Below are 25,677 nucleotides of genomic sequence, written 5' to 3'. Positions count from 1 at the left end.
TTCTTGGCCTGGACATGCGCCGGGCTCAAGGCTTGGGCGTCCCTTTATTGATTAAATCTTTCGCATCGGCATGGATCCACTTGCCTCGCGGTTTATCCATGTACTGAAAATGCTCATTGGTAAAGCATCCCTGAATCGCGGTATAGCGGTAGCTTCTGATGTAAGCATCCTCGCCTGCCAGCGCTTGCTCAAGTACGGCTGGGCCCGTCGTAAAATACACCCCTTTCTGCGCATCATAGTGTTGAATATTTTTCACCACCTGCGCGATGGTTTTCTGCAACACCGGATTATTCGGCTTCGTCGCAATGAAAAAGTTGGTGATTTGTCGGTCCTGCTTATTCGAGATAAAGACATGATCTTTCCCCCGGGTGATCCGGGACAGCGGCCACACCAGGCAGGCGTCAATGTCCATATAAATCCCCCCCAGCTTGTCCAGGGTCAACAGGCGCCATAAATCCGCCTGGGCAGCGCCGTCCGTGATTTGGCAGTAACTCTGGTAGATCTCGTCGGAGGCGTTTGCCTTGATGAATTCCTGACGCGCCTCGGTGCTGACATAATAGTAGTCGTGATCCAAAGCCATCAGGCGGTTAAACAAATAGTTCAGATAGACCGGCAGGGTGGATTGGTTGGAGAAATTGGTTTGCCAGATCACCTTGGGGATCCCCGCATCATTCACAGCTTTGATCTTCGCTTTCGAATAAATCGGGATCTCAAATCGTTTTTTCGGGAACAACCAGTGGAACGGATACGAGAGCACTTTAAAGCAGTTGCCCAATAATTTAATCCCGCGGTTGGCCAATAAAATAGTTATATTCTTCATTTGTTCGTCGTACAATTTTTAGAATTACTCGTTATGCCGATAGCCGGCCATGAGCGCTTCCCAGTCATCCTCAACCCACAGGATGGAAAAACGCTGAAGTTCCTTTCTTAAAGATCGCAACAACCTATCAAGGTTTTGCTGCTTCCATGCTTCTCCTTTCCGCTGGGAGCACTTGTCAAAATCGATCAACCAGCACTGCCCTTGGTTATCTAATAGTATATTGTGAATGTTTAAATCTGTATGGCAGACGCCGAGATCATGCATCTGCCGGATCAATTGACCAACTTCGGCCCATTCCGCGGGGGCCATAGCACGCAGCTGCAACACTGCCACCAGATCCTGCGCACCCGGCACTTTTTCGGTCAGAATATCAGCCCGGTACCCGACACCGCAGCGCACCGCCCGGGCCGCCACCGGCCGCGGCACCCGCACTCCCCCCTCAGCCAGCAGCTGCAATAGTTGGAGCTCCTGCGCGCAACGGGTGTTGTCCCAGCCGGTAAAAATATATTGATCCCGAATGAGCTTTCCCAGTAAGCCGCCACGCCAGTAATGACGCAGCGCCATCGGCAAGACGGGCGTCTCGATAAAATACGTCGTTCCGCGTCCGCGGGCCTGGCCGCTCATCGCTCCCCGCTGCTGCCAATACTGCGGGTCAAAGCTGCGTTCCGGCTCAGCGTCAAGCAAAGCCTCATCAAACCAGATCCGGGTATTTGTTGATGATATAACTTGCATATGTGTTTAAATCTGTGGTTTTACAATTTTTTATCCCAGCTGCATAATGCAGACTTCTATTTTCCAGAGCAATGAAGTATGAGCTTATTTTTGTCTCCTCCCACATCTTTATGTGTTTTACGGCTCTCCGCCATTGGTGATGCCTGCAATGCCAGCGCGATGGTCCAAGCGATCCAGCGGCAATGGCCGGAGACAAAAATTACCTGGATCATGGGCAAAGCCGAAGCCCAGCTGCTGGGCGACCTGCCCGGCGTCGAAGTGATCCCGTTTGATAAAAAGCTCGGCTGGAAAGGCTATACCCAACTCTGGCGCCAGCTCCGCGGTCGGAAATTCGATGCCCTGCTGCATCTACAAACCGCCCTGCGGGCCAGTATTGTCAGCCTGGGGGTCCGGGCCAAATACCGGCTGGGCTTTGATCACACCCGCAGCAGCGACATGCAAAAATGGTTTATCAACCATCCGGTTCCTTCCCCACGTTCGCCACATGTGCTGGACGGTTTTATGGCCTTTGCCCGGGAACTAGGGATTGAGGATACCACTGCGCGCTGGTCACTGCCGCTCGGCGCGGCCGAGACGGACTGGGCGTCACAATATATAACGTCCGGCCAGCCGACTCTGGTGATTGTCCCGGCCGCCAGCAAAGCCTTCAAGAACTGGACAGCCACAGGATATGCCAGGGTTGCAGAATACGCCGCCGCCAAGGGGATGCAGGTGATTCTGGCTGGCAGCCCGGCTAGGGTCGAGGTCGAACTCGCAGAGCAGGTATGCTCGCAATGCCAAGTGCCGTTGCTCAACCTGGTCGGACAAAGCTCGCTGAAGCAAATGCTGGCCCAGCTGTCGGCAGCGGATCTGGTGATCGCCCCGGATACCGGTCCGACCCACATGGCTGTCGCCGTCAACACCCCGGTGATTGGCTTATATGCCCACCACAACCCGCAACGCACCGGTCCGTATCGGTATCTGGATTATGTGGTGAGTGCATACCGGGAAGCGATTGAAGCTGAAACCGGCAAATCCCCGGAACAACTGAGCTGGCGAAGCCGGGTCAAAGCCGAAGATGCCATGAGCCGTATTCCGCCCGAGGCCGTCTGCGCCATGCTGGATAAAGCCCTAACCGATTTTTCTATTCTCGAGGAGACACCATGAGCACGCAGAAGCCGACACTGGCCGTAGCCCTGATCGTGAAGAACGAAGCCGACAACCTCCAGGCTTGCCTGGCGTCCGTCAGTGGCTGGGTCGATGAGATCATCGTGCTCGACTCGGGCAGCACCGACCATACCGAGGCCGTCGCACGCCAGTATACCGACAAGTTTTATGTCAACGCCGAATGGCCGGGCTTTGGCCCCCAGCGCCGCCTGGCACAAAGCTATGTCACCGCGGATTATGTCCTGTGGCTGGATGCCGATGAGCGGGTCACGCCGGAACTCCGCGCCAGCATCGAACAGACGCTGGCCAACCCGCAGGCCAACACGGTCTACAGCATTGCCCGGCTCAGTTGGGTGTTTGGCCGTTATATCCGCCACTGCGGCTGGTATCCGGATCGGGTCAACCGCCTCTACCCGACGGCGCTAACGCAGTACAACGAAGATTTGGTCCATGAAAAAGTGGAACTGAATGAAAGCATGCAGGTGGCCAAGCTGGACGGGGATCTCCTGCACTTTACCTACAATGATCTGCACCACTACCTGGTGAAGTCGGCCGGTTATGCCAAAGCCTGGGCCGAGCAGCGGGAAAAACGCGGTAAGCGCAGCAGTATCAGCCAGGGGCTGCTGCATGCCCTAGGCTGTTTTCTCAAGATGTATGTGATCAAGGCGGGCTTCCTGGATGGCAAACAAGGCTTGCTGCTGTCAATCCTGTCCGCCCACTCAACCTTCGTCAAATATGCCGATTTGTGGATCAGGACCAGTACGGCGCCGCCCAAGTCACCGCTTGAGTAACCACATCGTCGATCTCAATCAGGCTCATGTCCGTCTCGGTCTCCTTGCCCGCAGGCGGACAAAACGCCAGATGGCGTCCTTCGGTGTTGAGGGTTTTCCAGCGCAGCGGCGTGGCCGAACGTTTGTTCGGGAAAAACCCCAGGGTCGGGACATCCAGTGCGGCGGCAATATGTAACGGCCCGGTCGAGCCCGCCATAAACAGGGACGCACACGCCAACGAGCAAGTAAAATCCTGCAGGCCGTCATTGCGATCATACACCACCGCACTGACATGCGGGTGCACCCGTTCATACAGTGAGGCCGCCATGGCTTCCTCCCCCGGCCCGGCAGTCAGGACAAACTGACAATCAACAGACGCGCCAACCCCTTGGATCAACGCCGCATACTGCGCCAGTGACAGGTTATTAGCCGAGCCGCCGCTCCCGGCATGCACGAAGCACCAGCGTTTGTCCGGATCCAGTCCCAACTGGTCCACCAGCTTCGCCCGCTGGGCATCCAGGGCCTGCGGGCTGAAATGCAGATAAGGTCCCCGGGGCTCCTCAATCGCGAGGCCGTGATCCCGGAGGAAAAACCGGATCAAATCCAGGTTGTACTCAAATTCAGGTTTCGCAGACTGCGAGCGGCGCTGCTTGAGGCGGCGGTTAAACAACACTTGCGCCAGTTTGGTGGCCGGTGCCAGCCGGTACGGGATCCCGGCCCGCCACAACAGCATCGCATTATAGCCGGTCGAAAACAGGCAGATCCCGGCGTCGAACCGCTCGGCCTTGAGCGTGTCGAGCAACGCCGCCTGCGCTGCTTTGTCGGCTTTTTTAGTCGGATCGATAATCACTTCATCAATCCACGGACACAACCGGGCAATCGGCGCCGTGTAGTTGGGAACCAGTGCCGTGATATGACTCTCGGGCAACGACTGCTTCAGCATCGCAAAACTGGGCCAGGCCAGCATAAAATCACCAATCTTGTCATTGCGTACAACGAGAATTTTTTTCATAGCACCTTGTTCCAACGAGTCTCAACGGTCCGGATCTTACAAGATATCGTTCACCCGCCATAGGGATTGCGGTAAAGATTAGAGAAACCGGCAGTTTTTTTGATAGCATATCGTGATTCAGAGAAAGAGGATCGCCCTGTGAGCCAAAATAAAAACACCCGTGTCATCTATCCCGGCACCTTTGACCCTATCACCAACGGCCACCTGGACCTCATCGAGCGTGCTGCCGCGATGTTTGACCATGTGATTGTCGGCATTGCCTTCAGCCCGAGCAAAAAGCCGCTGTTTGATTTAGAAGAGCGGGTCACGCTGGCGAAAGAAGTCACCGCTCACCTGAATAACGTCGAAATCGTCGGCTTTTCCGGATTACTGGTCGACTTTGCCAAAGAATACCAGGCCAATGTCCTGGTCCGGGGACTGCGCGCAGTCTCGGACTTTGAGTACGAGTTCCAGCTGGCCAACATGAACCGTCGCCTGATGCCCGAACTGGAAACAGTCTTCCTAACCCCGGCCGAAGAAAACTCCTTTATCTCTTCGACCATCGTCAAGGAAGTGGCCCTGCACAAGGGCGATGTGAGCCAGTTTGTCGCTCCATCCATTGCCGAAGCCCTGGAGCAGAAGCTGCACGGCTGACCGACGCGCCGGAGAAGCCCCCTTTTCCGGCAGCCCCCGGCAACGTCACTCTTATGTCTGGCAGTCGCTACAATACACCGTTGACCGCTGCCCGATTTTCATCTCACTGAGCGGCTTGTCGCAACGCGGACACGGCTGGCCCGCCTTGCCGTACACCTGCAGCTCCTGGGCAAAATAGCCCGGCTTGCCATCAGCGTTCTTGAAATCTTTCAAGGTCGTGCCGCCCTGCTCAATCGCAAACGACAGCACCGCTTTAATGTGATCGACCAGTGCCACGATCCGCGCACGAGAGATCTGTCCGGCACCCCGTTTCGGGTGGATCCCGGCACAGAACAGTGACTCATTGGCATAAATATTCCCGACCCCGACCACCACCTGGTTATCCATGATGAACTGCTTGATCGCCGTCCTCTTGCCCTGGGCCTTCTCGTACAGATAGTCCGCCGAAAATGCCGCATCCAGCGGCTCCGGGCCGAGTTTACCCAGCACCTGATGGATCTCCTCCGGCGGCTGTTGCCACAGCCAGGCCCCGAAACGACGGGGATCGTTATAGCGCAGCACCTCACCGCTGGCGAGCACCAGATCAACATGATCATGCTTTTCTGCCGGGATCCCGCTCGGCAGGATCCGCAGGCTGCCCGACATGCCCAGATGCACAATGGCGTAGCCGATATCGGTTTCGAGCAACAGGTATTTGGCCCGGCGGCTGACCCGGCGGATCACCTGACCTTCGATCCGGCAGATCGCCTCCGGCACCGGCCAGCGCAGCTTCGGATTCCGGACAATGATCCGGGTCACCGTCTGGCCCACCACATGAGGGGTGATCCCCATCCGGCTCACTTCAACTTCAGGTAATTCTGGCATCTTGCGTTCCCATGGGTTTCATATTCATTCCGGTGACGCCGGAAACAGGTAGGCTTCATCGACCGTGACCGCCAGCCACTGTCCCTGCCAGTTGCGGAGCAGCCAGAACTGCGGCAGTTGGTAGCAAGTGACCCGGATCGGCTCTTGGGCAGACGCCAGCCAAATCTCAGCGGTTCTCGGGGCCGTCAGCTGCGGCTTCAGCTGTGCTATCAGGGCATCCTCCACCCGAGTGCCGGCCAGGGCCTGCCAATGGGCCACCACCTGCGCGGCATCAGCCAGCGGCGGCTGGCTGCGCCAGGCACCGGATGCCTCACGCAGCAGTTCGTGGGCCGGCAGCACCAGCCGGTTGATCTCGGCTAATTCCGGCAGCAACAACGCCAGCGCCGGCGTCCCCGCGGCCTCATTCGCCGCCTGACGGTTTCTGAGCAGATCCGGAAACTGGATCACGGCGATAAAAAGGATCACGCCGATAATGATGACGTTATTCCAGCCCCGCCGCGACAATCTCACTCCCATACCGATCCCCCGCATCAATATTCATTGTCTGCATCATACCCAGCGCCCCGGCAATAATCACCTCACTCCGGGGAATATCCGCAGCCGATGCCCGCCACGCCCCTTGTTGCTCAAACGCCAGGTATAAAAAAACCCAGCAAATGCCGGGTTTTTATCAAAGAGGCAGAACCAATTACTTGATTTTAGCTTCTTTGTACATAACGTGCTGGCGAACTACTGGATCAAATTTTTTGATCTCGAATTTGCCTGGCATGTTACGCTTGTTTTTGTCGGTAGTGTAGAAGTGGCCTGTACCAGCAGATGATACTAGACGGATCTTCTCACGAATGCCTTTAGCCATTGTTCAAATCCTCTTAAACGTTCTCGCCGCGAGCACGCATATCAGACAGAACGACATCGATGCCTTTCTTATCAATGATACGCATACCTTTCGCAGAAAGGCGTAGTTTAACGAAGCGTTTTTCGCTTTCTACCCAGAAACGATGAGTTTGCAGGTTCGGCAGAAAACGACGCTTGGTGGCATTACGTGCGTGTGAACGGTTGTTACCCGTTACAGGACGCTTACCAGTTACTTGGCATACTCGGGACATTACTGTCTTTCTCCAAATCGTTTCAGCTCGATATCTACCATGGCCCATTCAATGTGAAATTCAGTTCCACACTCAGCCACAGCTATCAAAGGTCGCGCATTATACTAAGTCAAAACCAGTTGCTCAAGTCCCGAGCAGATCCTTTCTCAACTTTTTGGTCAAATTGTGGCTATTTTATAGCCAACCTCGTTCAGCAAAAGAGACAGTTTCTCCGTCGCCGACAACAAAATGATCCAGGATGCGAATATCAACCAAGGCCAGCGCATCGCTGATCCTCCTTGTTATTCGACGGTCTGCCTGACTCGGCTCTGCCACGCCCGAGGGGTGATTATGCGCTAAAATGAGCGCCGCTGCATTAAGTTCTAACGATCTTTTTACCACTTCACGCGGATAAACGCTGGCAGCATCGATTGTTCCTTCAAAAAGCACCTCCCCGCTCAGCACCCGATTTTGATTGTCGAGAAACAGCACAAAGAAAGCTTCCCGCTGCCGATCGCGCAATTTCTGGCTCAGGTAGCGCCGGGTATGATCCGGACTGGTCAGCGCATCTTCCTTTTTCAGCGTTTCCTCAAAATGGCGGTGGCTCATCGCCATAACCGCCTGCAACAAGGCGTACTTTGCCGGCCCCAACCCTTTATGGCGACAGAACTCCGCCTGATTGGCGGCCAGCAGCGCCCGCAACGAGCCGAAATCGGCCAACAACTGAGTGGCCAGCTCCAGGGCATTCATCCCGGCGACCCCGGTGCGCAGAAAAATGGCCAGCAATTCGGCATCGGTCAGCGCCTCCGGGCCGTGCGAGAGCAACTTCTCCCGTGGCCGGCTCGCTTCCGGTAACAGTTTCAGTGACATCACAATCCCTCCCCTCCAAGCCCCTCAGCAGACGTCGACGGGCGAACTCAGGCAAGCCCCCCGCCGGGAAAATGGGAAATCATTCGCACTCTTTTGTGCATCCCAGACCGAAGTAACGGCCATGTTTTGCGCTTGCCGACACTCTGCCGGACCAACGCAACCTCGCCACTTTTGGGGCCTTTTTCCGCGATACCGGCGGCGGAGCTTGATCTCAAACGGTGAATCCGCCGCCGGTTGGTGCTATCTTTGGTGCCCGGAATCAACAGGCTCAGAGAGACAGACGCACCATGCAAACATTGGCCGGAAAGAAAATACTGCTGGGGATCAGCGGCGGAATTGCCGCCTACAAATGTGCGGAGCTCACCCGCAGGCTGATTGAACGCGGCGCCGAAGTACGGGTCGTGATGACCAAGGCTGCCAAAGAGTTTATCACCCCGCTGACGATGCAGGCGGTGTCGGGCAAGCCCGTCGCCGACAGCCTGCTGGATCCGGCCGCAGAAGCCTCCATGGGCCATATTGAGCTGGCCAAGTGGGCCGATCTGGTCCTGCTGGCACCGGCCACCGCCGATCTGATTGCCCGCCTCAGCGCCGGCATGGGCGATGATCTCCTGACCACCCTGTGCCTGGCCACCGACGCGCCGATTGCCGTGGCCCCGGCCATGAATCAGCAGATGTACCGCAACGTCGCCACCCAGGAAAACCTGGCCACCCTGAGCCGGCGCCAGTTCCCGATTTGGGGTCCGGCCAGCGGTGAGCAGGCCTGTGGCGATGTCGGCCCGGGCCGGATGCTCGAGCCGATGCAACTGGTCCACCAGGTGGAACATTTTTTCCGCCCGGCTGATATGGCCGGGATCAAACTGGCGATCACCGCCGGTCCGACCCGTGAGGCCATCGACCCGGTGCGCTACCTGACCAACCACAGCTCCGGCAAAATGGGCTATGCCATTGCCGAGGCGGCCGCCAAACGTGGCGCAGACGTCACCCTGATCAGCGGCCCGGTCAACCTGACAACTCCGGCCGGTGTCACCCGAGTGGACGTCAGCAGCGCCGAGCAGATGCATCAGGCAGCGATGCGCCATGCCGAGCAGCATGACATTTTCATTGCCTGCGCCGCCGTGGCCGATTTCCGCCCGGCCGCCATCGCCGAGCAGAAAATGAAGAAAACCGACGACAGCGACACCATGGTGCTGCAACTGGTCAAAAACCCCGATATTGTCGCCAGTGTCGCCGCCCTGACCGAGCACCGCCCGTTTACCGTCGGCTTTGCCGCGGAAACTCAGGATGTCGCGCAATATGCCCGCAGCAAGCTGAACCGTAAGAACCTCGATCTGATCTGCGCCAACGATGTGTCCGTTCAGGAGCAAGGCTTCAACAGCGATCACAACGCCCTGCACCTGTTCTGGCCTCAGGGCGACAAGGCCCTGCCGCTGGCCTCCAAACACGCCATCGGCGCGCAGTTGATCGACGAAATTCTGACGCTCTACCGTCAACAGCACCCAAGCCGCTAACCCGGCGGTCCCGGGTAAAAACTCGCCACCCGGTGGCGAGTTTTTCGAGCAAGATCAGGCAACAACATCACTTCCCCTTCAGGGCCCGGCTTTTTTGCCGATAAAGCGATCAGTATCTAACACCCGTGCTTTTCACAACGCGACGGCATCGCTAAGATAAGCGGGTTTTGTGCTGCCCGAGGGCAGACTCATTTCGAAAAGGAACGGTTATTCATGGCTGGCAACAAAAAAAACAATCGCCGCGAAGAAATATTGCAAGCGTTAGCGCAAATGCTGGAGTCTGCCCAGGGCAGCCAACGCATTACGACCGCCAAGCTGGCAGCACAGGTTGGTGTTTCCGAAGCCGCCCTGTATCGCCATTTCCCGAGTAAGGCCCGGATGTTCGAAGGCCTGATTGAATTTATCGAAGACTCCATCACCACGCGGATCAACCGCATCCTCGATGAGGAAAAAGACACCCTGAACCGGCTGCGGATGGTGCTGCAACTGATCCTGGGCTTTGCCGAGCGTAACCCGGGCCTGACCCGGATCATGACCGGCCACGCCCTGATGTTCGAGCAAGACCGTCTCCAGGCGCGGATCAACCAGCTGTTCGAGCGCATCGAGACCCAACTGCGCCAGATCCTGCGGGAGCGCAAGCTCCGGGAAGGCAAAGGGTTCCCGGTGGAAGAGAATATTCTCGCCGCCCAGCTGCTGGGTCAGGTCGAGGGTAGCCTGAACCGCTTTGTCCGCTCCAATTTCAAATACAAGCCGACGGAAAGTTTCGACGACTACTGGCGGCTGCTGAGTGCCGAACTGGGCTAAGTCCGGGACAAACAGCACCCAACAAAAAAGCGAGAGGCATCCCTCTCGCTTTTTTGTTGATTCCGTATTGGCTACCGTTAGATACCGTATTGCGCGCGGTAGGCTTTCACCGCTTCCAGGTGCTGCTCCATCCCCGGTTGCTCTTCCAAATAGCGCACCACATCGCCCAGAGACACAATCGAGATCACCGCACAGCCGAAGTCGCGCTCGACTTCCTGAATCGCCGACAGCTCGCCCTTACCTTTTTCTTGGCGATCAATGGCCACCAGCACCCCGGCCAGATCCGCGCCGTTGGCCTGGATGATTTCCATCGACTCGCGGATCGCAGTGCCGGCGGTGATCACATCATCCACCAGCATGATCCGTCCTTCCAGCGCACTGCCGACCAGATTGCCGCCTTCACCATGCGCCTTGGCTTCCTTACGGTTAAAGCAGTATGGGGTATCAACATCATGGTGATCGGCCAGTGCCACCGCCGTGGTCGTTGCAATCGGGATCCCCTTATAAGCCGGGCCGAACAGAACGTCATACTGGATGCCGGCATCCACCAAAGCCTCAGCGTAAAAACGGCCCAGACGTGCCAGATCACGCCCGGTGTTGAACAAGCCGGCATTAAAGAAATACGGGCTTTGACGGCCGGATTTCAGAGTAAACTCACCAAATTTCAGTACCCCTTTCTCCAGGGCAAATTCGATGAACTGACGCTGATATGCTTTCATGGTTTCTCCTTATTGAGCATCTATGTGTTGGTGCTATTGTTTCAGGCGCTATTGTTTCAGGCGCTATCGTTTCAGGCGCTATCGTTTCAGGTGCTATCGTTTCAGGCGCAGCACCGTTGCGCTGCCTGCTGTGTTGCCCCCGCCGGGTGCAACACAGCAGGACAAATTCAGCGCAAAAAAAAGCGGCTCCAACAGGAACCGCTTCAAAATCAATTTTCCAGCGCTCGCTTCTGAACGCTGATGATGTCGGCAATGCCGTCTTTGGCCAACGCCAGCATCGACAACAGCTCTTCGTGGCTGAATGCCTCGCCTTCCGCCGTGCCCTGAATTTCAATCATCTTGCCGGCTTCGGTCATCACCACGTTCATATCGGTTTCAGCGGCTGAATCTTCGGCGTAATCGAGGTCACAGACTGCCTCGCCGTTGTAGATCCCCACCGACACCGCCGCAACCATCTGTTTCAGCGGGTTGGTTTTCAGCAGGCCATTGGCCAGCATATGGTTGATCGCATCAACCAGTGCAACCATCGCCCCGGAGATCGACGCTGTCCGTGTCCCTCCGTCGGCCTGGATCACATCACAGTCAACCGTGATCATCTGCTCGCCCAGCACTTCCAGATCCACCGCGGCACGCAGGCTACGGGCAATCAGGCGCTGGATTTCCATGGTCCGGCCGCCCTGCTTACCGCTCGCTGCTTCACGACGGTTACGTGAATGCGTGGCCCGTGGCAGCATGCCGTATTCAGCCGTCACCCAGCCTTTCCCTTTGCCCTTCAGCCAACGCGGCACATTTTCTTCCACACTGGCCGTACAGATCACCTTGGTATTGCCGAACTCAACCAACACCGAGCCTTCAGCATGGGCCGTGAATTGACGAGTGATGGTGATGGGGCGCACTTGATGATTTGCTCTTCCGCTTGGACGCATCGGGATATACCTTTGGCTTGCTGACATTAACCGGCGATTATAGCCAGTTCTGCCGACCGGTGCACGTAAAACCCACCCCGGCCCCGCTGCCGCTTCATTTCCTTTATCGCCAAGGCCGCGTATAATCAAGGCACTGTCTGCGCTACGCACTGATCCAGCCTGACACTGGCTTTCTGCTCCCGGTGGGCCGCAAGCCACAACGTAGCGCTACTCTTTTTCTAACTAAGGGCCATCAGCCAATGATCCACAGCATGACCGCCTATGCCCGTCGCGAAGTCAAAGGCGACTGGGGTACTGCCGTTTGGGAAATCCGTTCGGTCAACCAACGTTACCTGGAAACTTACCTGCGCCTGCCGGAGCAATTCCGCAGCCTGGAGCCGGTGCTGCGCGAGCGTTTTCGCAAACGTCTGGCCCGCGGCAAGGTCGAGTGCAGCCTGCGCTTTGAAGCCAACCCGGCGGCCAGCTGCGATCTGCGGATAAATGAAGCGCTGGCCAAGCAGGTGATTCAGGCCGCCAAATGGGTCAAAGACACCGCCGGAGAAGGCAGCATCAGCCCGTTTCAGGTGCTGAACTGGCCGGGTGTGATGGAAGCGCCGGAGCAGGATCTCGATACCATCAACCAGGAGCTGCTGGCCGGTTTCGATGACGCCCTGACCGATTTCATCGCCGCCCGCGCCAGCGAAGGCGACAACATGAAGGTGCTGATCGAGCAGCGTCTGGACGCTATTGCCGGGGAAGCCGACAAGGTGCGCCAGCAAATGCCGGAGATCATCAACTGGCAGCGCGAGCGCCTGACCACCCGCTTTGAAGAAGCCAATGTCGAGCTGGATCCGACCCGCATCGAGCAGGAGCTGATCCTGATGGCGCAGAAAGTCGATGTTGCCGAAGAGCTGGATCGCCTGGACTCACACGTCAAAGAAACCCGCAAGATCATGAAAAAAGGCGGTGCCTGTGGCCGTCGCCTCGACTTCATGATGCAGGAGTTCAACCGCGAGTCGAACACCCTGGCGTCAAAGTCCATCAACACCGACATCACCGCGTCTGCCGTTGAGCTCAAGGTGCTGATCGAGCAAATGCGCGAGCAGATCCAGAACATTGAGTAAGAGTTTCTGAATTTACTTAAGCTAACTTATTCTTACCAAGCCCCTGTTTAAGGGGCTTTTTATTTTCACCAGATTTCAGATTCTTTCCTGTATTTTCCATCAACGGATGAGTTTTCTGATAAATAACTTTCCCTTGCTGACGCACGCGATGCTGCCTTCCAACAACGAAAGCTTATTCAACAAGGAATCACTCCGTGACATCGCTTCACGTGATGTCTTCGGCTGATCCAAACGGCCAAGTTCGATCTACAGATACAAAAACAGCCGCTCATGGCGGCTGCTTTATCCGTCAGAAATACAGGTTATTTCTCAACGCGGTTCATATATTTATGTTCCAGCGTATTCACCCGAATCCGATCGCCGTTTGCGATGTATTCAGGCACCTGGACGGTCAGGCCCGTACTCAGCACCGCTGGCTTGGTCCGCGCACTGGCAGATGCCCCCTTAATGGAAGGATCTGTCTCGACGATGTCCAGATCAACCGTTGATGGCAGTTCCAATGCCACTGGCGCACCATTCACGACCAAGACATGCAGACCTTGCGTATCTTCAGTGATAAACAGCAGTTCTTCTTCAATGACATCCTTATGGAAGTGATATGGGGTGTAATCTTCATTATCCATGAAGATGTACTCTTCACCGTCAATATAAGAGAACGCCGCTGGGTGACGACTGAAATCTGCCAGGGTGATAATGTCATCCGCTTTGAAGCTGACATCCGCTTTCGCGTTGGTCGCAACATCATACATACGCATCCGGTACAAACTGTTTCCGGCACGGCCACTTGGCGTCAACTTACTGACTTCCTTTACAAAATAAACTTTACCATCGTGTTCAATGGCTGCAGACTTTTTAATCTCACTCGCCTTTGGCATTGTCATAACTCCGATTCATCGTTGATGGCGAGAAAATAGCATGAAACCACATGAAGACAAGTGGGCAATGAAAAAAAGTGAGCTTTCTTACCCCTTGGCATCAGAAGCCGGAAAAAGGTGCGAAAAGGCATCGAAAAAGTCATCAAACGATCGTCCATCTCAGTACTTTTGCGGACGCTTCAAACCAAGATGAACCGTCCGTACTGACTTCAATTGAATGACCGTGCCATCTACACCACCAGTGTGGTTGAGGCGGTGCACCGTTAGTTCGAAAATTGACTAAAACCAAGGGCGGCTTCGCCAACGAAACTAGCTTGTTGAAGCTACTTTATGCGGGGATGTTGAAGGCCTCCGGCAAGTGGGCGCATCCAGTGCAGAACTGGAATCTGACGCTATCTCAGCTGCGCAGCCACTTCCCGGACAGGGTCGATCAATATATGGATCTGTGACTTACGCTGACACAGAACTATGAACACCCTCTGGGTAGCTGTCATATCAGGTCTGAATCAGTACAGTTTAGTGTTTCCACATAGACAGGATCTTTAGCCCTAACCCCATATTTTAGATAGAAAAAAGGCTTCACTTATGATCTGATAATCGTCGCCAAACAAACAACCAGAAACAACCGTGAAGCCGATGACGATTATCTCTTTAAAGAAGCAACTTATGCAATTCTTCGATGCCAACTTTCTCGAAAAAACTGCAAGAAGATGTGGTTTTACTCTGCGGGTCAGAGCAATTCAGCCTCAGCATTTGGTACTCAGCCTTCTCGCGGCTTTGAGTAAGGGCAACTGCCACTCCATTGCCGATCTACATCGCCAGTTCAACGGGATGTGCCTGAGTGAGAAACAAAATGTTGCTTATAAGCCTTTTCATAACCAGTTGCGAAAAGATAGTTTTTCCGACTTTATGAAAGAACTGGTCAAATTTGCAACAGCTCAGCTGCTCCAGAAGAGTTCACGCTCAATGCCAGCAAAGTTATCTCATTTCGACGATGTTATTCTGCAAGATGGCAGTTCTTTCCGAGTTCACGACGGACTTCGTGAGGTTTTTCCAAGCCGCTTCAAAAACTATCCAGCTGCGATTGAATGTCATATGACCATGTCGCTGTTTGACCAGTCACCAAAAACGATGACAGTAACGGCAGATACAGCATCTGAGCGGACGTACTTACCCACACCTGGCAACATAGAGAAAAAATTGCTTTTAGCTGATGCTGGCTATTTGGATTTTAGTTATTTCGAGCAACTTTCTCGTCATAACGGCCATTTTATCGTCCGTGGCGGTAAATCACTTAACCCAACAATTGTTGATGCCCACAATGGCAATGGTCGGCGATTACCAAAATTAATAGATATGAAACTCAAGGATGTTAGCCGAAAAACTAACCGCTCCGAAGTTCTTGACCTGAGATGCAAGCGAGGAAAGTATGAGTTCCGGGTGGTGCGTCGTTGGTTCGCTGAAGAAAAACGTTTCTGTCTGTGGCTGACAACCTTGCCGACATCACAATTTTCAGCAGACGATATCATGGCGCTCTATCGGTGCCGGTGGAAAATTGAGTTGCTATTCAAGGAGTTAAAATCGCATACGAATTGGCGTCGTTTTGTAACGGCACAAAAAGCCATTGCTGAGGGGCTGATTTGGGCCAGTTTACTAAATAGCTGTTCCTAATAGTAGATCTCTCAGGGAAGGGAACTCAGTCCAAATTGTGCGATCTGATCAGTTACCACACCAAATCATATCCACGCAGAGGACTGAGCAATGGCCATCATAGCACCGATTCCACGTCCGGAACGTCGAAGAATGCACAAAGCGATTCAATCAACAGCAGATAAAGGTTTTGCCCGTCGATTAATTGCACTTCTTGCCCTGCATGATGGTAAGTCTATCGTTGAAGTTCATGCCCTGACTGGTGCTGCTCGCTCCTCTATCGGACGCTGGATTAACTGGTTTACTGAGTGTGGTATGGACGGGTTGAAATCAATGGATACCGGCCGTCCACCGCTGTTACCCATGAATGAAATGCTTTCTATGTTAGTACTTCTGATTCAGCTATCACCACAGGATTTAGGATATCAGCGAAGCCGCTGGAGTACCGAGCTGCTGACACTGGAATTGAACAAATTGTTTCGTTCATCCGTTGCCGCCTCAACTGTCCGTCGCTGGTTACCTAAAGCTGGCATTGTTTGGCGACGAGCAGCGCCAACACTCTGTATCAGAGATCCGCATCGCACTGAAAAGATGGATAAAATCAATCAAGCCTTAGCCAATTGCTATGCAAGACATCCTGTCTTTTACGAGGATGAAGTTGATATCAATTTAAACCCTAAAATCGGTGCTGATTGGGTGATGAAAGGCCAGCAAAAACTCAGAGTTATTCATCGCGATGTTAGAGAAACTCAAGCGCCACTATCGTGGCGCAAAAACGATCACACTTATCCTGGATAACTACATCATTCATAAGAGCCGAAAAACACAAGCCTGGCTAAAACAAAATCCCAAGTTCATTTTGCGGTTTCAGCCTGTTTATTCGCCTTGGGTCAATGTTATCGAGCGGCTGTGGAATGCGCTGCATGAAACCATCACACGGAACCACAAATGTAGCTATATGTGGCAACTTCTTCGGCAGGTGAAGTTCTTCATGGACAACGTATCACCATTTCCAGGAGGCGGGCATGGGATTATCAAAATGTAGCACTATTAGGATCAGCTATTTAGCGCTGATGGTTCGGCGAAGTATCGCCATAACCAGCCTGCCGTCAGTATCTGTATTAAAAGCGGCAAAAAATGTTGATGTTTGGCTACTTCCAATATTGGAAAGCTTGATGCACCAAGCAAGGTCTGAAATATCAGGACGATTGGAGTGTGCTATCGTATATATATATCAATAAATGCTCGTAAATCAGCCCAGAGAAAATACAAGAAAGACAGAACCTTAGATGGAATTTATGAAAATATTAATGCTTAAGGTCCTGTCTATGAGTGTTTCCACATCACCAACCAGAAAATAAATCTAGCTTATATTCAGTGCCACTAAAAATGTCAGTCACAACAATCCGGATGTTCAGCTCACGACTTCTGTTTGTTTGAAGTGTTTGAGCAGTTCCTTAATTTGTTCCAATTTTTGCTGCGATCGTTCAGTCCACCCTGCACATGCATCAATTAATACCTGAGCTTCGTTTATTTTCCCATCCAATTGTAAATCGAGTGCTTTCCGCTCAAGCTGGTTTACGGACTCCAAATTTTTTATAACTGCTTCTTCATTAAGATATAGCTCCCCTATTAATGTATCGTCCAAAAACAAATCTGGGCTCCATACCAGTTGATATTGGATATAAATAACACGTATTCTGCCTTTTTTTGCAGCTTCATCCTCAGTGATTTCACGAATCTCACTGTTCGCCACAACGAGTAAACGCACGCCTATGCCGATAGTAGAAAATGAGGAGCGTGAAGACGTCGTGCCCTCTTTGTCTTCACCACTAACAGCATCTATAGTATCCTGTATTGAAGAAAAACAAGCTAATGCGATAGAACCTTCCGGGCTAAATAAAAGTGGGTCTTCTCCACCTTTTTCCTTCAATAACGCTTCGTAATTCTGCTTTGAAGAAGCATTGATAGTGACATTGGTCAAGTCAAACTTGTACCTGTCTTTTTCCATAATCAGAGCTTTAGCCAAGCCTTGAACTGTATTCATTATGTTGAAAGTCGGCGAGCCCTCTACAGATTGTACGTCGCATGAACCTCCTTCCAGGATTATTTGGTTTTCTTCTGGGTGCTTGAAATACTTTTTTTGCAGTTCTATAAATTCAGCATCTCCTTCTTTGGTATACGTATCTCGCATTTCTTTTGAGACATCTATGGCAACTTTTTGAAAACTTGGAGAAGAACCCATAACACATTCCTTTTAATCAGTTGGTTAGTCATTGAGTTTAAAAATACCGCTTAAATGCCAATTTAAATTAATAGAGCCCTGCACTCTATTACACTTCATTACACGAATAATTAACGGATGAATTTTGCAGGGAACAAAGGCCTTCAAGATCTATTTATTAGCAGTGTGCAAGGGTTCATGTAGGCAGCCCCTCCGAGTGATTGTGTGCGAGAGCGACTTTGTTGTTCAAATCAGAGAATCCAGCAGATCAACCCAACATAAGTCATGATTTAGCTTACTTTGTGGTTTACGGGCGTACCTAGCCTTGTTAATTTGTTCAACGCACGGACGGCAGCAAGTGCTTCCCGACTTGAGCGTTGTAATCTCGCAAACTTAAAGCTGAGCCAAGTAACCGCTTATATCTCAACATCGCTGTTTCTGAGATTGAACTACGGTGGTAGCCACTTATCTTTTTCCAGTGTTCGCTGCTGCCGTAAAATCGCTGGTTTGCCACTACAACATTCTTGAGGTGACCACTACACCCCAGCTCTTGGAGGAATAAGCCGACGTGCCTTTTTCCGGTGAATCGCTTGATAGCACAACCTGGTATCATAAGCGCCGTCACCTGATATCGATTTTATCTTGCGATAAGTTTGGTCGAGTAATGTTGGAAAGGTCGCCTTGCTGTATGAATCATGATGAAAGCCGATAAATGTATTTAAAAATCAACACATTGATTTATAGGGTGTTGACCCACACTTCACGATGACACAAATGATTTTCTCTCAATCACATAACGCCAAAATCTGTTACGACTTCCCTTCTGCTTTATGCAAAAATACGATTATTGACAGGCAAACGGATACTCACCGCAGCAGACCCCAGTAGGGGAAAGCAGAGCAAAAACGAGGTAAAGCCATCAACGCCAAAGCCACTAGCCCACTGGCAGATCCATGCGTTTACTGTCAAACGCAAGCATGTGCTCATCGCCATGGAGCAATATACCCGCTATGCCATGGTATTTGCCGACCTCAAAAAGGGGGATTGGGAGGGGTTTCTCAACCTGTTCTTTGAACGTTGGATAAACAACCTGATGTGGCAAGGCGAAGCACTGCAACTTTGGAGCGAAGACCACTTAACCCCCATGCTGAACACCTTAATGTCACGCTTTGGCAAATATCATGTCACCACAGGTACCGACCGCAGCGTACAGGCTCATCTCAATCAGGTTCGCTATGCCTTTGAAGACAATGCTTTAAGATGCAACACCCTACCCAACAATCAGGAGCAGGCTGCCGAGTTTGACGAGTGGATAAATAACGGTATTCGACAGGATAAAGCCCTTAAGGAGTGGTTCTTCCCTGCGGACCGGATGCTGCTCGCTTGGCTTGGTGGGATCTGCGATGCCGATAACGAGCAACAACAGCGGATTCAGCTGCTCGTAGATGACCTTCGCCGTAGCCAATTCTCTGATTATCTATCTGAGTAGGTGATACTGGTCACTATACGCTACAACGTATGAAGTAAAAGTAATTGAGGAGTTGCCTTTCATCAAATGGCGACACAAATAACTTTATTTCCGACCCCGCGCTTCCTCCTGGATACGCTGCGGCACCGGGGCTTCGCCCCACTCGGCCAGCAAGGCTTCTTTAAACACCCGTAGTTTGGCTGAATGCAGCTTTGAGGGTTGATGGACCAGCGACAGCTTGTGTGCCGGGGGATTGAACTCGGTCAGGATCGGTTGCAGCTCGCCGCGGGCGATCGCCTCGCGGGCAAAGAAAGTCATCACCTGCACCACCCCGACCCCGAGCCGCGCGGCATCAAGCAGCGGATCGCCGTGGTCGAACACCAGGTTGCCATCCACAGCTAACATTCTCTCCTGATTTGCTTCAGTGAAACGCCAGCGCACCGGGCGCCCGGTATGCGGATTGCGCACTTGCAGGCAGTTGTGCGCGGCCAGCTCATCCGGATACACTGGCATGCCTTGGCGGGCCAGATACTCCGGCGAAGCGAGCGTCTGCCAGGTCAGTGGGGCCAGCGGCCGGGCAATCAGACGCTGATCCCGGATCTCCCCCGTGCGCAGCACGGCATCAAAGCCTTCTTCCACCAAATCGACGATGCGATCGCTCATCACCACTTCGATGTTCAGTTGCGGATGCGCTACCAGCAGCCGGGCCAGGATCGGCATCAGAACCACCCGCCCGAATGCCGACGGCGCACTGACTTTCAGCCGTCCCGAGGGAGAACTGCGACGGTCCTGCAACTCCTGGCCGAGTGCCTCCAGATCGCCCAGCAGCGGGGCACTTCGCTCATAAAACACCATACCGTCCGGGGTCAGACTCAGGCGACGGGTATTGCGGTGCAGCAGGCGCACCCCAAGCTGGTGCTCCAAGCGGCTGACCGCACGAGAGACCCCGGACTGGGTCACCCCGAGCTGGGCCGCCGCATCGGTAAAGCTCAGACATTCGGCGACCTTGAGAAACTGGCGAATCGCATTGAGATCCATGATTTTATTCATTACTGAAAGGAGAGTGACCGGGTTAATCAAACTTATTGCATAAGTGATACTGGTGCAAGTGACATCCACTCCATAACAAGGATCGCTTATGCACACCACCGCCAAACCGAGCATACCGGTTTCCGTTTATGTCCTGGCCCTGGGCATTTTCGCCATGATCAACTGCGAGTTGCAGGTACTGGGCATGATGCCGCAAATGGCCCGGGATCTGGACATCTCCATCTCCCAGGTCGGCTATCTGGTTTCTATCTATGCCGCTGCCATGGCGCTCGGCGGCCCGCTGCTGACGCTGGGGCTGGGAACCCAGCCGCCGAAGAAAATCCTCTACCTGTTGTTTGCGCTCTTTATCGTCGGCGAAATTCTGGGGGCACTGGCCCAGAATTATCCCATGCTGATCGTCTCCCGGCTGATCACCGGTGCCGTGTCCGGGGCTTTCTTCGGCACCGCGCTGGGCACCTGTCACCGCCTGGTCGCGCCCGAGCTGGGGATCCGCGCCGTCGCCATCGTGTTGGCCGGGATCATGGTCGGCACCATTCTCGGACTGCCGCTGGCGAGCCTGGTCGGCGAATATTACGGCTGGCGCGCCAGCTTCTGGTTCGTGGTCATCCTGACCGTGCTGGCAGCCCTGGGCACGGCCGTGCTGCTCCCCACCTTACCCGCCGCCCCAAAAATCGGCCTGCGTCAGGAGTTGGCAGCGTTTGGCAACCGCCAGCTCTGGGCCGTCTTTGCCACCAGTTTCTGTGTCATCGGCACGACTTATGCTGCGTTCAGCTACTTCGTCCCGATCCTGACCCAGTTGGCCGGCTTTGCGCACCACAGCGTCACCTGGCTGCTGTTTGCCTACGGGATCGCCATGCTGTTCGGCAATCACGTCGTCGCCCGGCTGGCCGGCCAGCGTAACCTGCGCATCCTCGCTTGCGGCCTGGTGTTGCAGAGCCTGTTCCTGGCACTGCTGGCCCTGCAGGTCCATCAGCCCTGGGCAGCCGTCATCGCCGTCCTCGGGCTCGGCCTGACCGGGATCAGCATGAACCCGGCGATGGTCAGCCGGGTGATGCAGGTCCCGAACGGCGAGCGGCCGCTGGTCAACACCGTCCATGCCTCGGTGATCACCCTCGGGATCATGTTCGGCAGCTATGCCAGCGGACAGGTGCTGGACTGGGGCTACAGCCTCCACGCACCGATGTGGGTCGGGATCGCCATCGCCATGCTCGGCTTGCTGACCTTGCTGCTTGACCGTTCGAACACGGCCACAACTGCCGCGCCGGTACAGAATGAGCCAACCGACACCGCACCGGCGTAACGCAAGCCTACCCGTCGCACAAGCCCACCTGTCGCGGGACACTCACCTCTCTCACCGGGCTGTCACGCCGCAGCCCGGCCACCTCCCCCTTTTTTGCCAAAAGCCATCTAGGATTAATAAGAAGCGCTTCAGATCAGAAAAAGATGATTTTTCAGGCAGGCAGAGAATTTCAATTCCCGGCGGATCATGGTAATCTGCGCGCCCTTCTAACACTGAGTGGATGAACAATGAGCAAAGGTACACTTTACATCGTGTCGGCCCCAAGTGGCGCGGGCAAATCCAGTTTGATTAACGCCCTTCTTGAGACTAACCCGACCTATGATATGAAGGTATCCGTCTCCCACACCACACGCGGTATGCGTCCCGGCGAAGAGCATGGTGTTCATTACAATTTCGTCAGTGTCGAAGAATTTACTGATCTGGTCGAGCAGGGCGCCTTTCTGGAGCATGCTGAAGTGTTCGGCAACTATTACGGCACATCCCGTCCGTGGATTGAGCAGCAACTGGACAAAGGCATTGATGTGTTCCTGGATATCGACTGGCAGGGTGCGCGTCAAATCCGCAAGCAGATGCCGCAAGCCAAGAGCCTGTTTATTCTGCCACCTTCCAAAGAAGAGCTGGAACGTCGCCTCAATGCCCGGGGTCAGGACAGCGATGCCGTGATTGAGCGCCGGATGCAGGAAGCCCGCTCAGAGATCTCTCACTACGATGAGTACGACTATGTGATCGTTAACGACGATTTCGATGTCGCGCTGATGGACTTCAAAGCCATTATCCGTGCTGAGCGATTGAAGCAGGACAAACAAGCTGCTAAATATAACAGCATGATCACTGCCCTACTGGCGCAGCAGTAACTATTTTTGTACAATTTTCCATCTTTTATTTGTAGATAACCACTGGAGTCCTCCATGGCACGCGTAACCGTTCAAGACGCTGTTGATAAAATTGGCAACCGTTTCGATCTGATCCAAATTGCTTCACGCCGCGCTCGTCAGATGCAAACTGGCGGTAAGGATCCACTGGTTCCGGAAGAAAACGACAAGTACACCGTGATCGCCCTGCGCGAGATCGAAGAAGGTCTGATCACCAAAGACATCCTGGATGCCCGTGAGCGTCAGGAACTTCAAGAGCAAGAAGCGGCAGAGCTAGCAGCTGTGAGCGCGATTGCAGGCGACCACCGTTAATTCAGGGAACCGGGCGAATTGTATCTCTTTGATAGCCTGAAAGAAGTCGTCATCGAGTACCTGCCTGAGCCACAAATTGAAGCGCTCAGGCAGGCGTACCTCGTTGCGCGCGACGCCCACGAAGGGCAAACCCGCTCCAGCGGCGAACCTTACATCATCCATCCGATTGCCGTAGCCCGGATCCTGGCGGAAATGCGCCTGGATTACGAAACACTGATGTCTGCGCTGCTGCACGACGTGATCGAAGACACCGAGGTCACCAAAGACGATCTCGACAGCCGCTTCGGCGCAACCGTCGCAGACCTGGTGGATGGCGTCTCCAAGCTGGACAAACTCAAATTCCGCGACCGCAAAGAAGCGCAGGCGGAAAACTTCCGCAAGATGATCATGGCCATGGCCCATGATATCCGCGTGATCCTGATCAAGCTGGCCGACCGCACGCACAATATGCGCACCCTGGGTGCCCTGCGTCCGGACAAACGCCGCCGGATTGCCCGCGAAACCCTCGAAATCTTTGCACCGCTGGCCCACCGTCTGGGGATCCACAATATCAAGACCGAGCTCGAAGAGCTGGGTTTCGAAGCCCTTTACCCCAATCGCTACCGGGTGCTGAAAGAAGTCGTCGCCTCTGCGCGCGGCAACCGCAAAGAAATGATTAACAAGATCCACGCCGAAATTGAGGGCCGCCTCAAAGACGCGGGGATCGATGCCAAGGTGCTGGGACGCGAGAAAAACCTGTACTCCATCTATAACAAGATGAAGAGCAAGGAGCAGCGTTTCCATTCCATCATGGATATCTACGCCTTCCGGGTACTGGTCAAAGATCTCGATACCAGCTACCGGGTGCTGGGCCAGGTCCACAACCTGTACAAGCCACGCCCGAGCCGGATGAAAGACTACATCGCGATCCCGAAAGCCAATGGCTATCAGTCGCTGCACACCTCGCTGGTCGGCCCGCACGGCGTGCCGGTGGAAGTGCAGATCCGAACTGAAGATATGGACCAAATGGCCGACAAAGGGGTCGCTGCACACTGGACGTACAAGGACGGCGAAAGCTCAGGCACCACCGCGCAGGTCAAGGCCCAGCGCTGGATGCAGAGCCTGCTGGAACTACAACAAAGCGCCGGCAGCTCGTTTGAGTTTATCGAGAACGTGAAATCTGACCTGTTCCCGGATGAGATTTACGTCTTCACTCCGAAAGGCCGGATTGTCGAACTGCCGGTGGGTGCCACCGCCGTCGACTTTGCCTACGCGGTACATACCGATGTCGGCAATGCCTGTGTCGGTGCCCGGGTCGAGCGTCAGCCGTATCCGCTGAGCAAGCCGCTGAAAAACGGCCAGACCGTCGATATTATCTGTGCGCCGGGTGCCCGCCCGAACGCCGCCTGGCTCAACTATGTGGTCACCTCCCGCGCCCGGACCAAAATCCGTCAGGTGCTGAAGACCATGCGCCGGGCCGAGTCGATCACCCTGGGTCGCCGCCTGCTCAACCACGCGCTGGGCGAGCTGAGTATCGATCAGATCAACCCGGACCATCTGGCGCAAACCCTGAGCGATCTGCGCCTGAAATCCATCGACGATTTGCTGGCCGCCATCGGTCTCGGTGAGCGGATGAGTGTCGTCATCGCCCGTCGCCTGCTCGGCAACAGCGAGGAAGGCCACGCCAAGGAAACCGCCCACAGCATGCCGATCCGTGGTGCTGACGGTATCCTGCTGACCTTTGCCAACTGCTGTCACCCGATCCACGGTGACCCGATCATGGCCCATGTCAGCCCGGGCAAAGGTCTGGTGATCCACCGCGAAGAATGTGCCAACATCCGCGGTTACCAGAAAGAGCCGGACAAATACATGCCGGTCGAGTGGAGCGAAGACTTCGAGCAGGAGTTTGTCACCAACCTCAAAGTGGACATGCAAAACCACCAGGGTGCGCTGGCCGATCTGACCAACACCATTGCCGCGACCGGCTCCAACATCCAGGGCCTGTCGACGGAAGAGAAAGACGGTCGCCTGTACACCATCACGGTGCGCCTGACGACCAAGGGACGGATCCACCTGGCCAATATCATGCGCCGGATCCGGGTGATGCCGAACGTGGTTCGGGTTTCACGCCAGAAAAACTAAGGCTGACCGCGAGTGCGGTCCCAGCCGCCTGTTGACGAACGCCCGTTATCGGGCGTTTTCTTTATTCAAAAAGACGATAGAACAGTATGTCACCCGAACGTTTTCAACGGATCCAGTCGGTCCTGGCCACCCGCCAGCCGGATTTGACCGTCTGCATGGAAGAAGTGCACAAGCCCAACAACGTGTCTGCGATCATCCGCACCGCCGATGCGGTCGGTGTCCACAAAGTCCATGCCGTGTGGCCGAAAGCAGACATGCGCGTGCTGAGCCATACCTCCGCCGGTGCCCGCAACTGGGTCGAGCTGGACACCCATGACTCCATGGTCGACGCGGTCGCCGCCCTCAAAGCCCAGGGCATGCAGGTGGTTGCCACCAACCTGTCAGAGCGCGCGATTGATTTTCGTGAGGTGGATTACACCCTGCCGACGGCGATTATCCTCGGTGGCGAGAAAAATGGGATCACCGCTGAAGCGCTGTCACTGGCCGATCAGGATATCATCATTCCGATGGTCGGTATGGTACAGTCGCTCAATGTCTCGGTGGCCAGCGCCCTGATCCTCTATGAAGCCCAGCGCCAGCGTCAGGCCGCCGGGATGTACGATCGCACCACCACGCCGTTACCGGACGATGTGGTTCACCGGATCCTGTTTGAACGCGGCCATCCGGTGCTGGCCAAGGTGGCCCAGCGCAAGGGGCTGCCGTATCCGCCACTGGACGAGCACGGTCAGATCGTCGCAGACGAGCAGTGGTGGCAGACCATGCAGGCCATCGAGCCCAAAAAACGTAAACCAAAGCGTCACTAACCAACGGAAA

At 54.4% G+C, this 25,677-nt stretch carries 26 protein-coding genes and 5 pseudogenes; 16 read left to right on the top strand and 15 right to left on the bottom strand.

From position 1 onward, the window contains the following. Nucleotides 1-25: 25 nt before the first annotated feature. Nucleotides 26-820 carry a glycosyltransferase family 32 protein gene (locus NH461_RS00865; protein ID WP_261601491.1) on the bottom strand — a complete coding sequence of 265 codons (795 nt, stop codon included), beginning with the start codon at nucleotides 818-820 and terminating at the stop codon, nucleotides 26-28. A 24-nt stretch (nucleotides 821-844) separates the two neighbouring features. After that, entirely contained in the window at nucleotides 845-1,552 is a 708-nt protein-coding gene (locus tag NH461_RS00860; RefSeq protein WP_261601490.1) for a 3-deoxy-D-manno-octulosonic acid kinase, read from the bottom strand. A gap of 78 nt (nucleotides 1,553-1,630) precedes the next feature. On the opposite strand from NH461_RS00860, the gene NH461_RS00855 reads away from it, so the two are divergent. Beyond that, complete coding sequence (locus NH461_RS00855; RefSeq protein ID WP_261601489.1) at nucleotides 1,631-2,698, top strand: glycosyltransferase family 9 protein; 1,068 nt, start codon at nucleotides 1,631-1,633, stop codon at nucleotides 2,696-2,698. After that, the gene (locus NH461_RS00850) at nucleotides 2,695-3,489 is read left to right on the top strand and encodes a glycosyltransferase family 2 protein (protein WP_261601488.1); all 795 of its coding nucleotides are present in this window, start codon (nucleotides 2,695-2,697) and stop codon (nucleotides 3,487-3,489) included. The genes NH461_RS00855 and NH461_RS00850 overlap by 4 nt, the downstream gene beginning before the upstream one ends. Here NH461_RS00850 and NH461_RS00845 read toward each other — a convergent pair. Next, on the bottom strand, nucleotides 3,449-4,480 hold the full coding sequence (locus NH461_RS00845; protein ID WP_261601487.1) for a glycosyltransferase family 9 protein: 1,032 nt from the start codon (nucleotides 4,478-4,480) through the stop codon (nucleotides 3,449-3,451). The two genes, NH461_RS00850 and NH461_RS00845, sit on opposite strands and share 41 nt — an antisense overlap. Before the next feature lie 138 nt (nucleotides 4,481-4,618). Between NH461_RS00845 and coaD the strand changes: the two genes are divergently transcribed. Then, a complete protein-coding gene (gene coaD, locus NH461_RS00840) occupies nucleotides 4,619-5,113 on the top strand; it encodes a pantetheine-phosphate adenylyltransferase (RefSeq protein ID WP_261601486.1) in 495 nt (164 codons plus the stop codon). A 51-nt stretch (nucleotides 5,114-5,164) separates the two neighbouring features. Here coaD and mutM read toward each other — a convergent pair whose 3' ends face one another. The 5 genes from mutM to radC all read right to left on the bottom strand — a co-directional run bounded on the left by mutM (nucleotide 5,165) and on the right by radC (nucleotide 7,932). Next, the gene (gene mutM / locus NH461_RS00835; RefSeq protein WP_261601485.1) at nucleotides 5,165-5,977 is read right to left on the bottom strand and encodes a bifunctional DNA-formamidopyrimidine glycosylase/DNA-(apurinic or apyrimidinic site) lyase; all 813 of its coding nucleotides are present in this window, start codon (nucleotides 5,975-5,977) and stop codon (nucleotides 5,165-5,167) included. Between the two features lie 24 nt (nucleotides 5,978-6,001). Further along, nucleotides 6,002-6,493: a hypothetical protein gene (locus NH461_RS00830; protein WP_261601484.1), complete on the bottom strand. Its 492-nt coding sequence runs from the start codon at nucleotides 6,491-6,493 to the stop codon at nucleotides 6,002-6,004. Between the two features lie 172 nt (nucleotides 6,494-6,665). Beyond that, complete coding sequence (rpmG, locus tag NH461_RS00825; RefSeq protein WP_002535344.1) at nucleotides 6,666-6,833, bottom strand: 50S ribosomal protein L33; 168 nt, start codon at nucleotides 6,831-6,833, stop codon at nucleotides 6,666-6,668. Nucleotides 6,834-6,846: 13 nt separating this feature from the next. Continuing rightward, nucleotides 6,847-7,083 carry a 50S ribosomal protein L28 gene (gene rpmB / locus NH461_RS00820; protein ID WP_261601483.1) on the bottom strand — a complete coding sequence of 79 codons (237 nt, stop codon included), beginning with the start codon at nucleotides 7,081-7,083 and terminating at the stop codon, nucleotides 6,847-6,849. 174 nt (nucleotides 7,084-7,257) lie between these two features. Further along, nucleotides 7,258-7,932: a RadC family protein gene (radC, locus tag NH461_RS00815; protein ID WP_261601482.1), complete on the bottom strand. Its 675-nt coding sequence runs from the start codon at nucleotides 7,930-7,932 to the stop codon at nucleotides 7,258-7,260. Between the two features lie 287 nt (nucleotides 7,933-8,219). Here radC and coaBC point away from each other — a divergent pair, with 287 nt between their 5' ends. Continuing rightward, complete coding sequence (coaBC, locus tag NH461_RS00810; protein WP_261601481.1) at nucleotides 8,220-9,440, top strand: bifunctional phosphopantothenoylcysteine decarboxylase/phosphopantothenate--cysteine ligase CoaBC; 1,221 nt, start codon at nucleotides 8,220-8,222, stop codon at nucleotides 9,438-9,440. A gap of 213 nt (nucleotides 9,441-9,653) precedes the next feature. After that, on the top strand, nucleotides 9,654-10,244 hold the full coding sequence (slmA, locus tag NH461_RS00805) for a nucleoid occlusion factor SlmA (protein ID WP_261601480.1): 591 nt from the start codon (nucleotides 9,654-9,656) through the stop codon (nucleotides 10,242-10,244). Between the two features lie 77 nt (nucleotides 10,245-10,321). On the opposite strand, the gene pyrE is transcribed toward slmA, so the two are convergent. Continuing rightward, the gene (gene pyrE, locus NH461_RS00800; protein WP_261601479.1) at nucleotides 10,322-10,963 is read right to left on the bottom strand and encodes an orotate phosphoribosyltransferase; all 642 of its coding nucleotides are present in this window, start codon (nucleotides 10,961-10,963) and stop codon (nucleotides 10,322-10,324) included. A 209-nt stretch (nucleotides 10,964-11,172) separates the two neighbouring features. After that, entirely contained in the window at nucleotides 11,173-11,889 is a 717-nt protein-coding gene (rph, locus tag NH461_RS00795; protein WP_261601478.1) for a ribonuclease PH, read from the bottom strand. 239 nt (nucleotides 11,890-12,128) lie between these two features. Here rph and NH461_RS00790 point away from each other — a divergent pair, with 239 nt between their 5' ends. Then, complete coding sequence (locus NH461_RS00790; protein ID WP_261601477.1) at nucleotides 12,129-12,992, top strand: YicC/YloC family endoribonuclease; 864 nt, start codon at nucleotides 12,129-12,131, stop codon at nucleotides 12,990-12,992. Nucleotides 12,993-13,008: 16 nt separating this feature from the next. Here the strand turns inward: NH461_RS00790 and NH461_RS00785 are convergent, their stop codons facing one another. Both NH461_RS00785 and yeiP read right to left on the bottom strand, forming a co-directional pair. Beyond that, nucleotides 13,009-13,137, bottom strand: coding sequence for a hypothetical protein (locus NH461_RS00785; RefSeq protein WP_261601476.1), 129 nt, complete (start codon nucleotides 13,135-13,137; stop codon nucleotides 13,009-13,011). A 157-nt stretch (nucleotides 13,138-13,294) separates the two neighbouring features. Next, nucleotides 13,295-13,867, bottom strand: coding sequence for an elongation factor P-like protein YeiP (yeiP, locus tag NH461_RS00780; RefSeq protein ID WP_261601475.1), 573 nt, complete (start codon nucleotides 13,865-13,867; stop codon nucleotides 13,295-13,297). A gap of 225 nt (nucleotides 13,868-14,092) precedes the next feature. Here yeiP and NH461_RS00775 point away from each other — a divergent pair. The 4 pseudogenes from NH461_RS00775 to NH461_RS00760 all read left to right on the top strand — a co-directional run. After that, nucleotides 14,093-14,316 (top strand): annotated as a pseudogene (locus tag NH461_RS00775) (IS256 family transposase); the annotation flags it as partial. A gap of 187 nt (nucleotides 14,317-14,503) precedes the next feature. Beyond that, nucleotides 14,504-15,523, top strand: a pseudogene (locus NH461_RS00770) (IS4 family transposase); the annotation flags it as partial. A 105-nt stretch (nucleotides 15,524-15,628) separates the two neighbouring features. After that, nucleotides 15,629-16,562, top strand: a pseudogene (locus NH461_RS00765) (IS630 family transposase). 13 nt (nucleotides 16,563-16,575) lie between these two features. Beyond that, a pseudogene (locus NH461_RS00760) lies at nucleotides 16,576-16,835 on the top strand (IS4 family transposase); the annotation flags it as partial. A 96-nt stretch (nucleotides 16,836-16,931) separates the two neighbouring features. On the opposite strand, the gene NH461_RS00755 reads toward NH461_RS00760, so the two are convergent. Together NH461_RS00755 and NH461_RS00750 are read right to left on the bottom strand one after the other, a co-directional pair. Further along, nucleotides 16,932-17,762 (bottom strand): hypothetical protein, encoded by an 831-nt coding sequence (locus NH461_RS00755; protein ID WP_261601474.1) that lies wholly within the window; start codon nucleotides 17,760-17,762, stop codon nucleotides 16,932-16,934. Nucleotides 17,763-18,031: 269 nt separating this feature from the next. After that, a pseudogene (locus NH461_RS00750) lies at nucleotides 18,032-18,412 on the bottom strand (IS5/IS1182 family transposase); the annotation flags it as partial. A gap of 176 nt (nucleotides 18,413-18,588) precedes the next feature. Between NH461_RS00750 and NH461_RS00745 the strand changes: the two are divergent. Then, entirely contained in the window at nucleotides 18,589-19,230 is a 642-nt protein-coding gene (locus NH461_RS00745) for a DUF6933 domain-containing protein (protein ID WP_410000086.1), read from the top strand. Nucleotides 19,231-19,314: 84 nt separating this feature from the next. Here NH461_RS00745 and NH461_RS00740 read toward each other — a convergent pair whose 3' ends face one another. Continuing rightward, nucleotides 19,315-20,247, bottom strand: a complete 933-nt coding sequence (locus NH461_RS00740; protein ID WP_261601472.1) for a LysR family transcriptional regulator — start codon at nucleotides 20,245-20,247, stop codon at nucleotides 19,315-19,317. Between the two features lie 100 nt (nucleotides 20,248-20,347). Between NH461_RS00740 and NH461_RS00735 the strand changes: the two genes are divergently transcribed. The 5 genes from NH461_RS00735 (at nucleotide 20,348) to trmH (ending at nucleotide 25,667) form a co-directional block, all read left to right on the top strand. Beyond that, the gene (locus tag NH461_RS00735) at nucleotides 20,348-21,559 is read left to right on the top strand and encodes an MFS transporter (protein ID WP_261601471.1); all 1,212 of its coding nucleotides are present in this window, start codon (nucleotides 20,348-20,350) and stop codon (nucleotides 21,557-21,559) included. A gap of 227 nt (nucleotides 21,560-21,786) precedes the next feature. Beyond that, complete coding sequence (gene gmk, locus NH461_RS00730) at nucleotides 21,787-22,413, top strand: guanylate kinase (protein WP_255389131.1); 627 nt, start codon at nucleotides 21,787-21,789, stop codon at nucleotides 22,411-22,413. Between the two features lie 54 nt (nucleotides 22,414-22,467). Further along, on the top strand, nucleotides 22,468-22,743 hold the full coding sequence (rpoZ, locus tag NH461_RS00725; protein ID WP_036821454.1) for a DNA-directed RNA polymerase subunit omega: 276 nt from the start codon (nucleotides 22,468-22,470) through the stop codon (nucleotides 22,741-22,743). Nucleotides 22,744-22,761: 18 nt separating this feature from the next. Next, on the top strand, nucleotides 22,762-24,864 hold the full coding sequence (spoT, locus tag NH461_RS00720) for a bifunctional GTP diphosphokinase/guanosine-3',5'-bis pyrophosphate 3'-pyrophosphohydrolase (protein WP_261601470.1): 2,103 nt from the start codon (nucleotides 22,762-22,764) through the stop codon (nucleotides 24,862-24,864). An 86-nt stretch (nucleotides 24,865-24,950) separates the two neighbouring features. Next, on the top strand, nucleotides 24,951-25,667 hold the full coding sequence (gene trmH / locus NH461_RS00715; protein ID WP_261601469.1) for a tRNA (guanosine(18)-2'-O)-methyltransferase TrmH: 717 nt from the start codon (nucleotides 24,951-24,953) through the stop codon (nucleotides 25,665-25,667). Nucleotides 25,668-25,677 lie beyond the last annotated feature (10 nt).

Source organism: Photobacterium sp. TY1-4 (assembly GCF_025398175.1).
Classification (GTDB): domain Bacteria; phylum Pseudomonadota; class Gammaproteobacteria; order Enterobacterales; family Vibrionaceae; genus Photobacterium.
The sequence above is the reverse complement of the archived record's forward strand: the minus strand, read 5'-3'. Positions and strand labels throughout refer to the sequence as shown.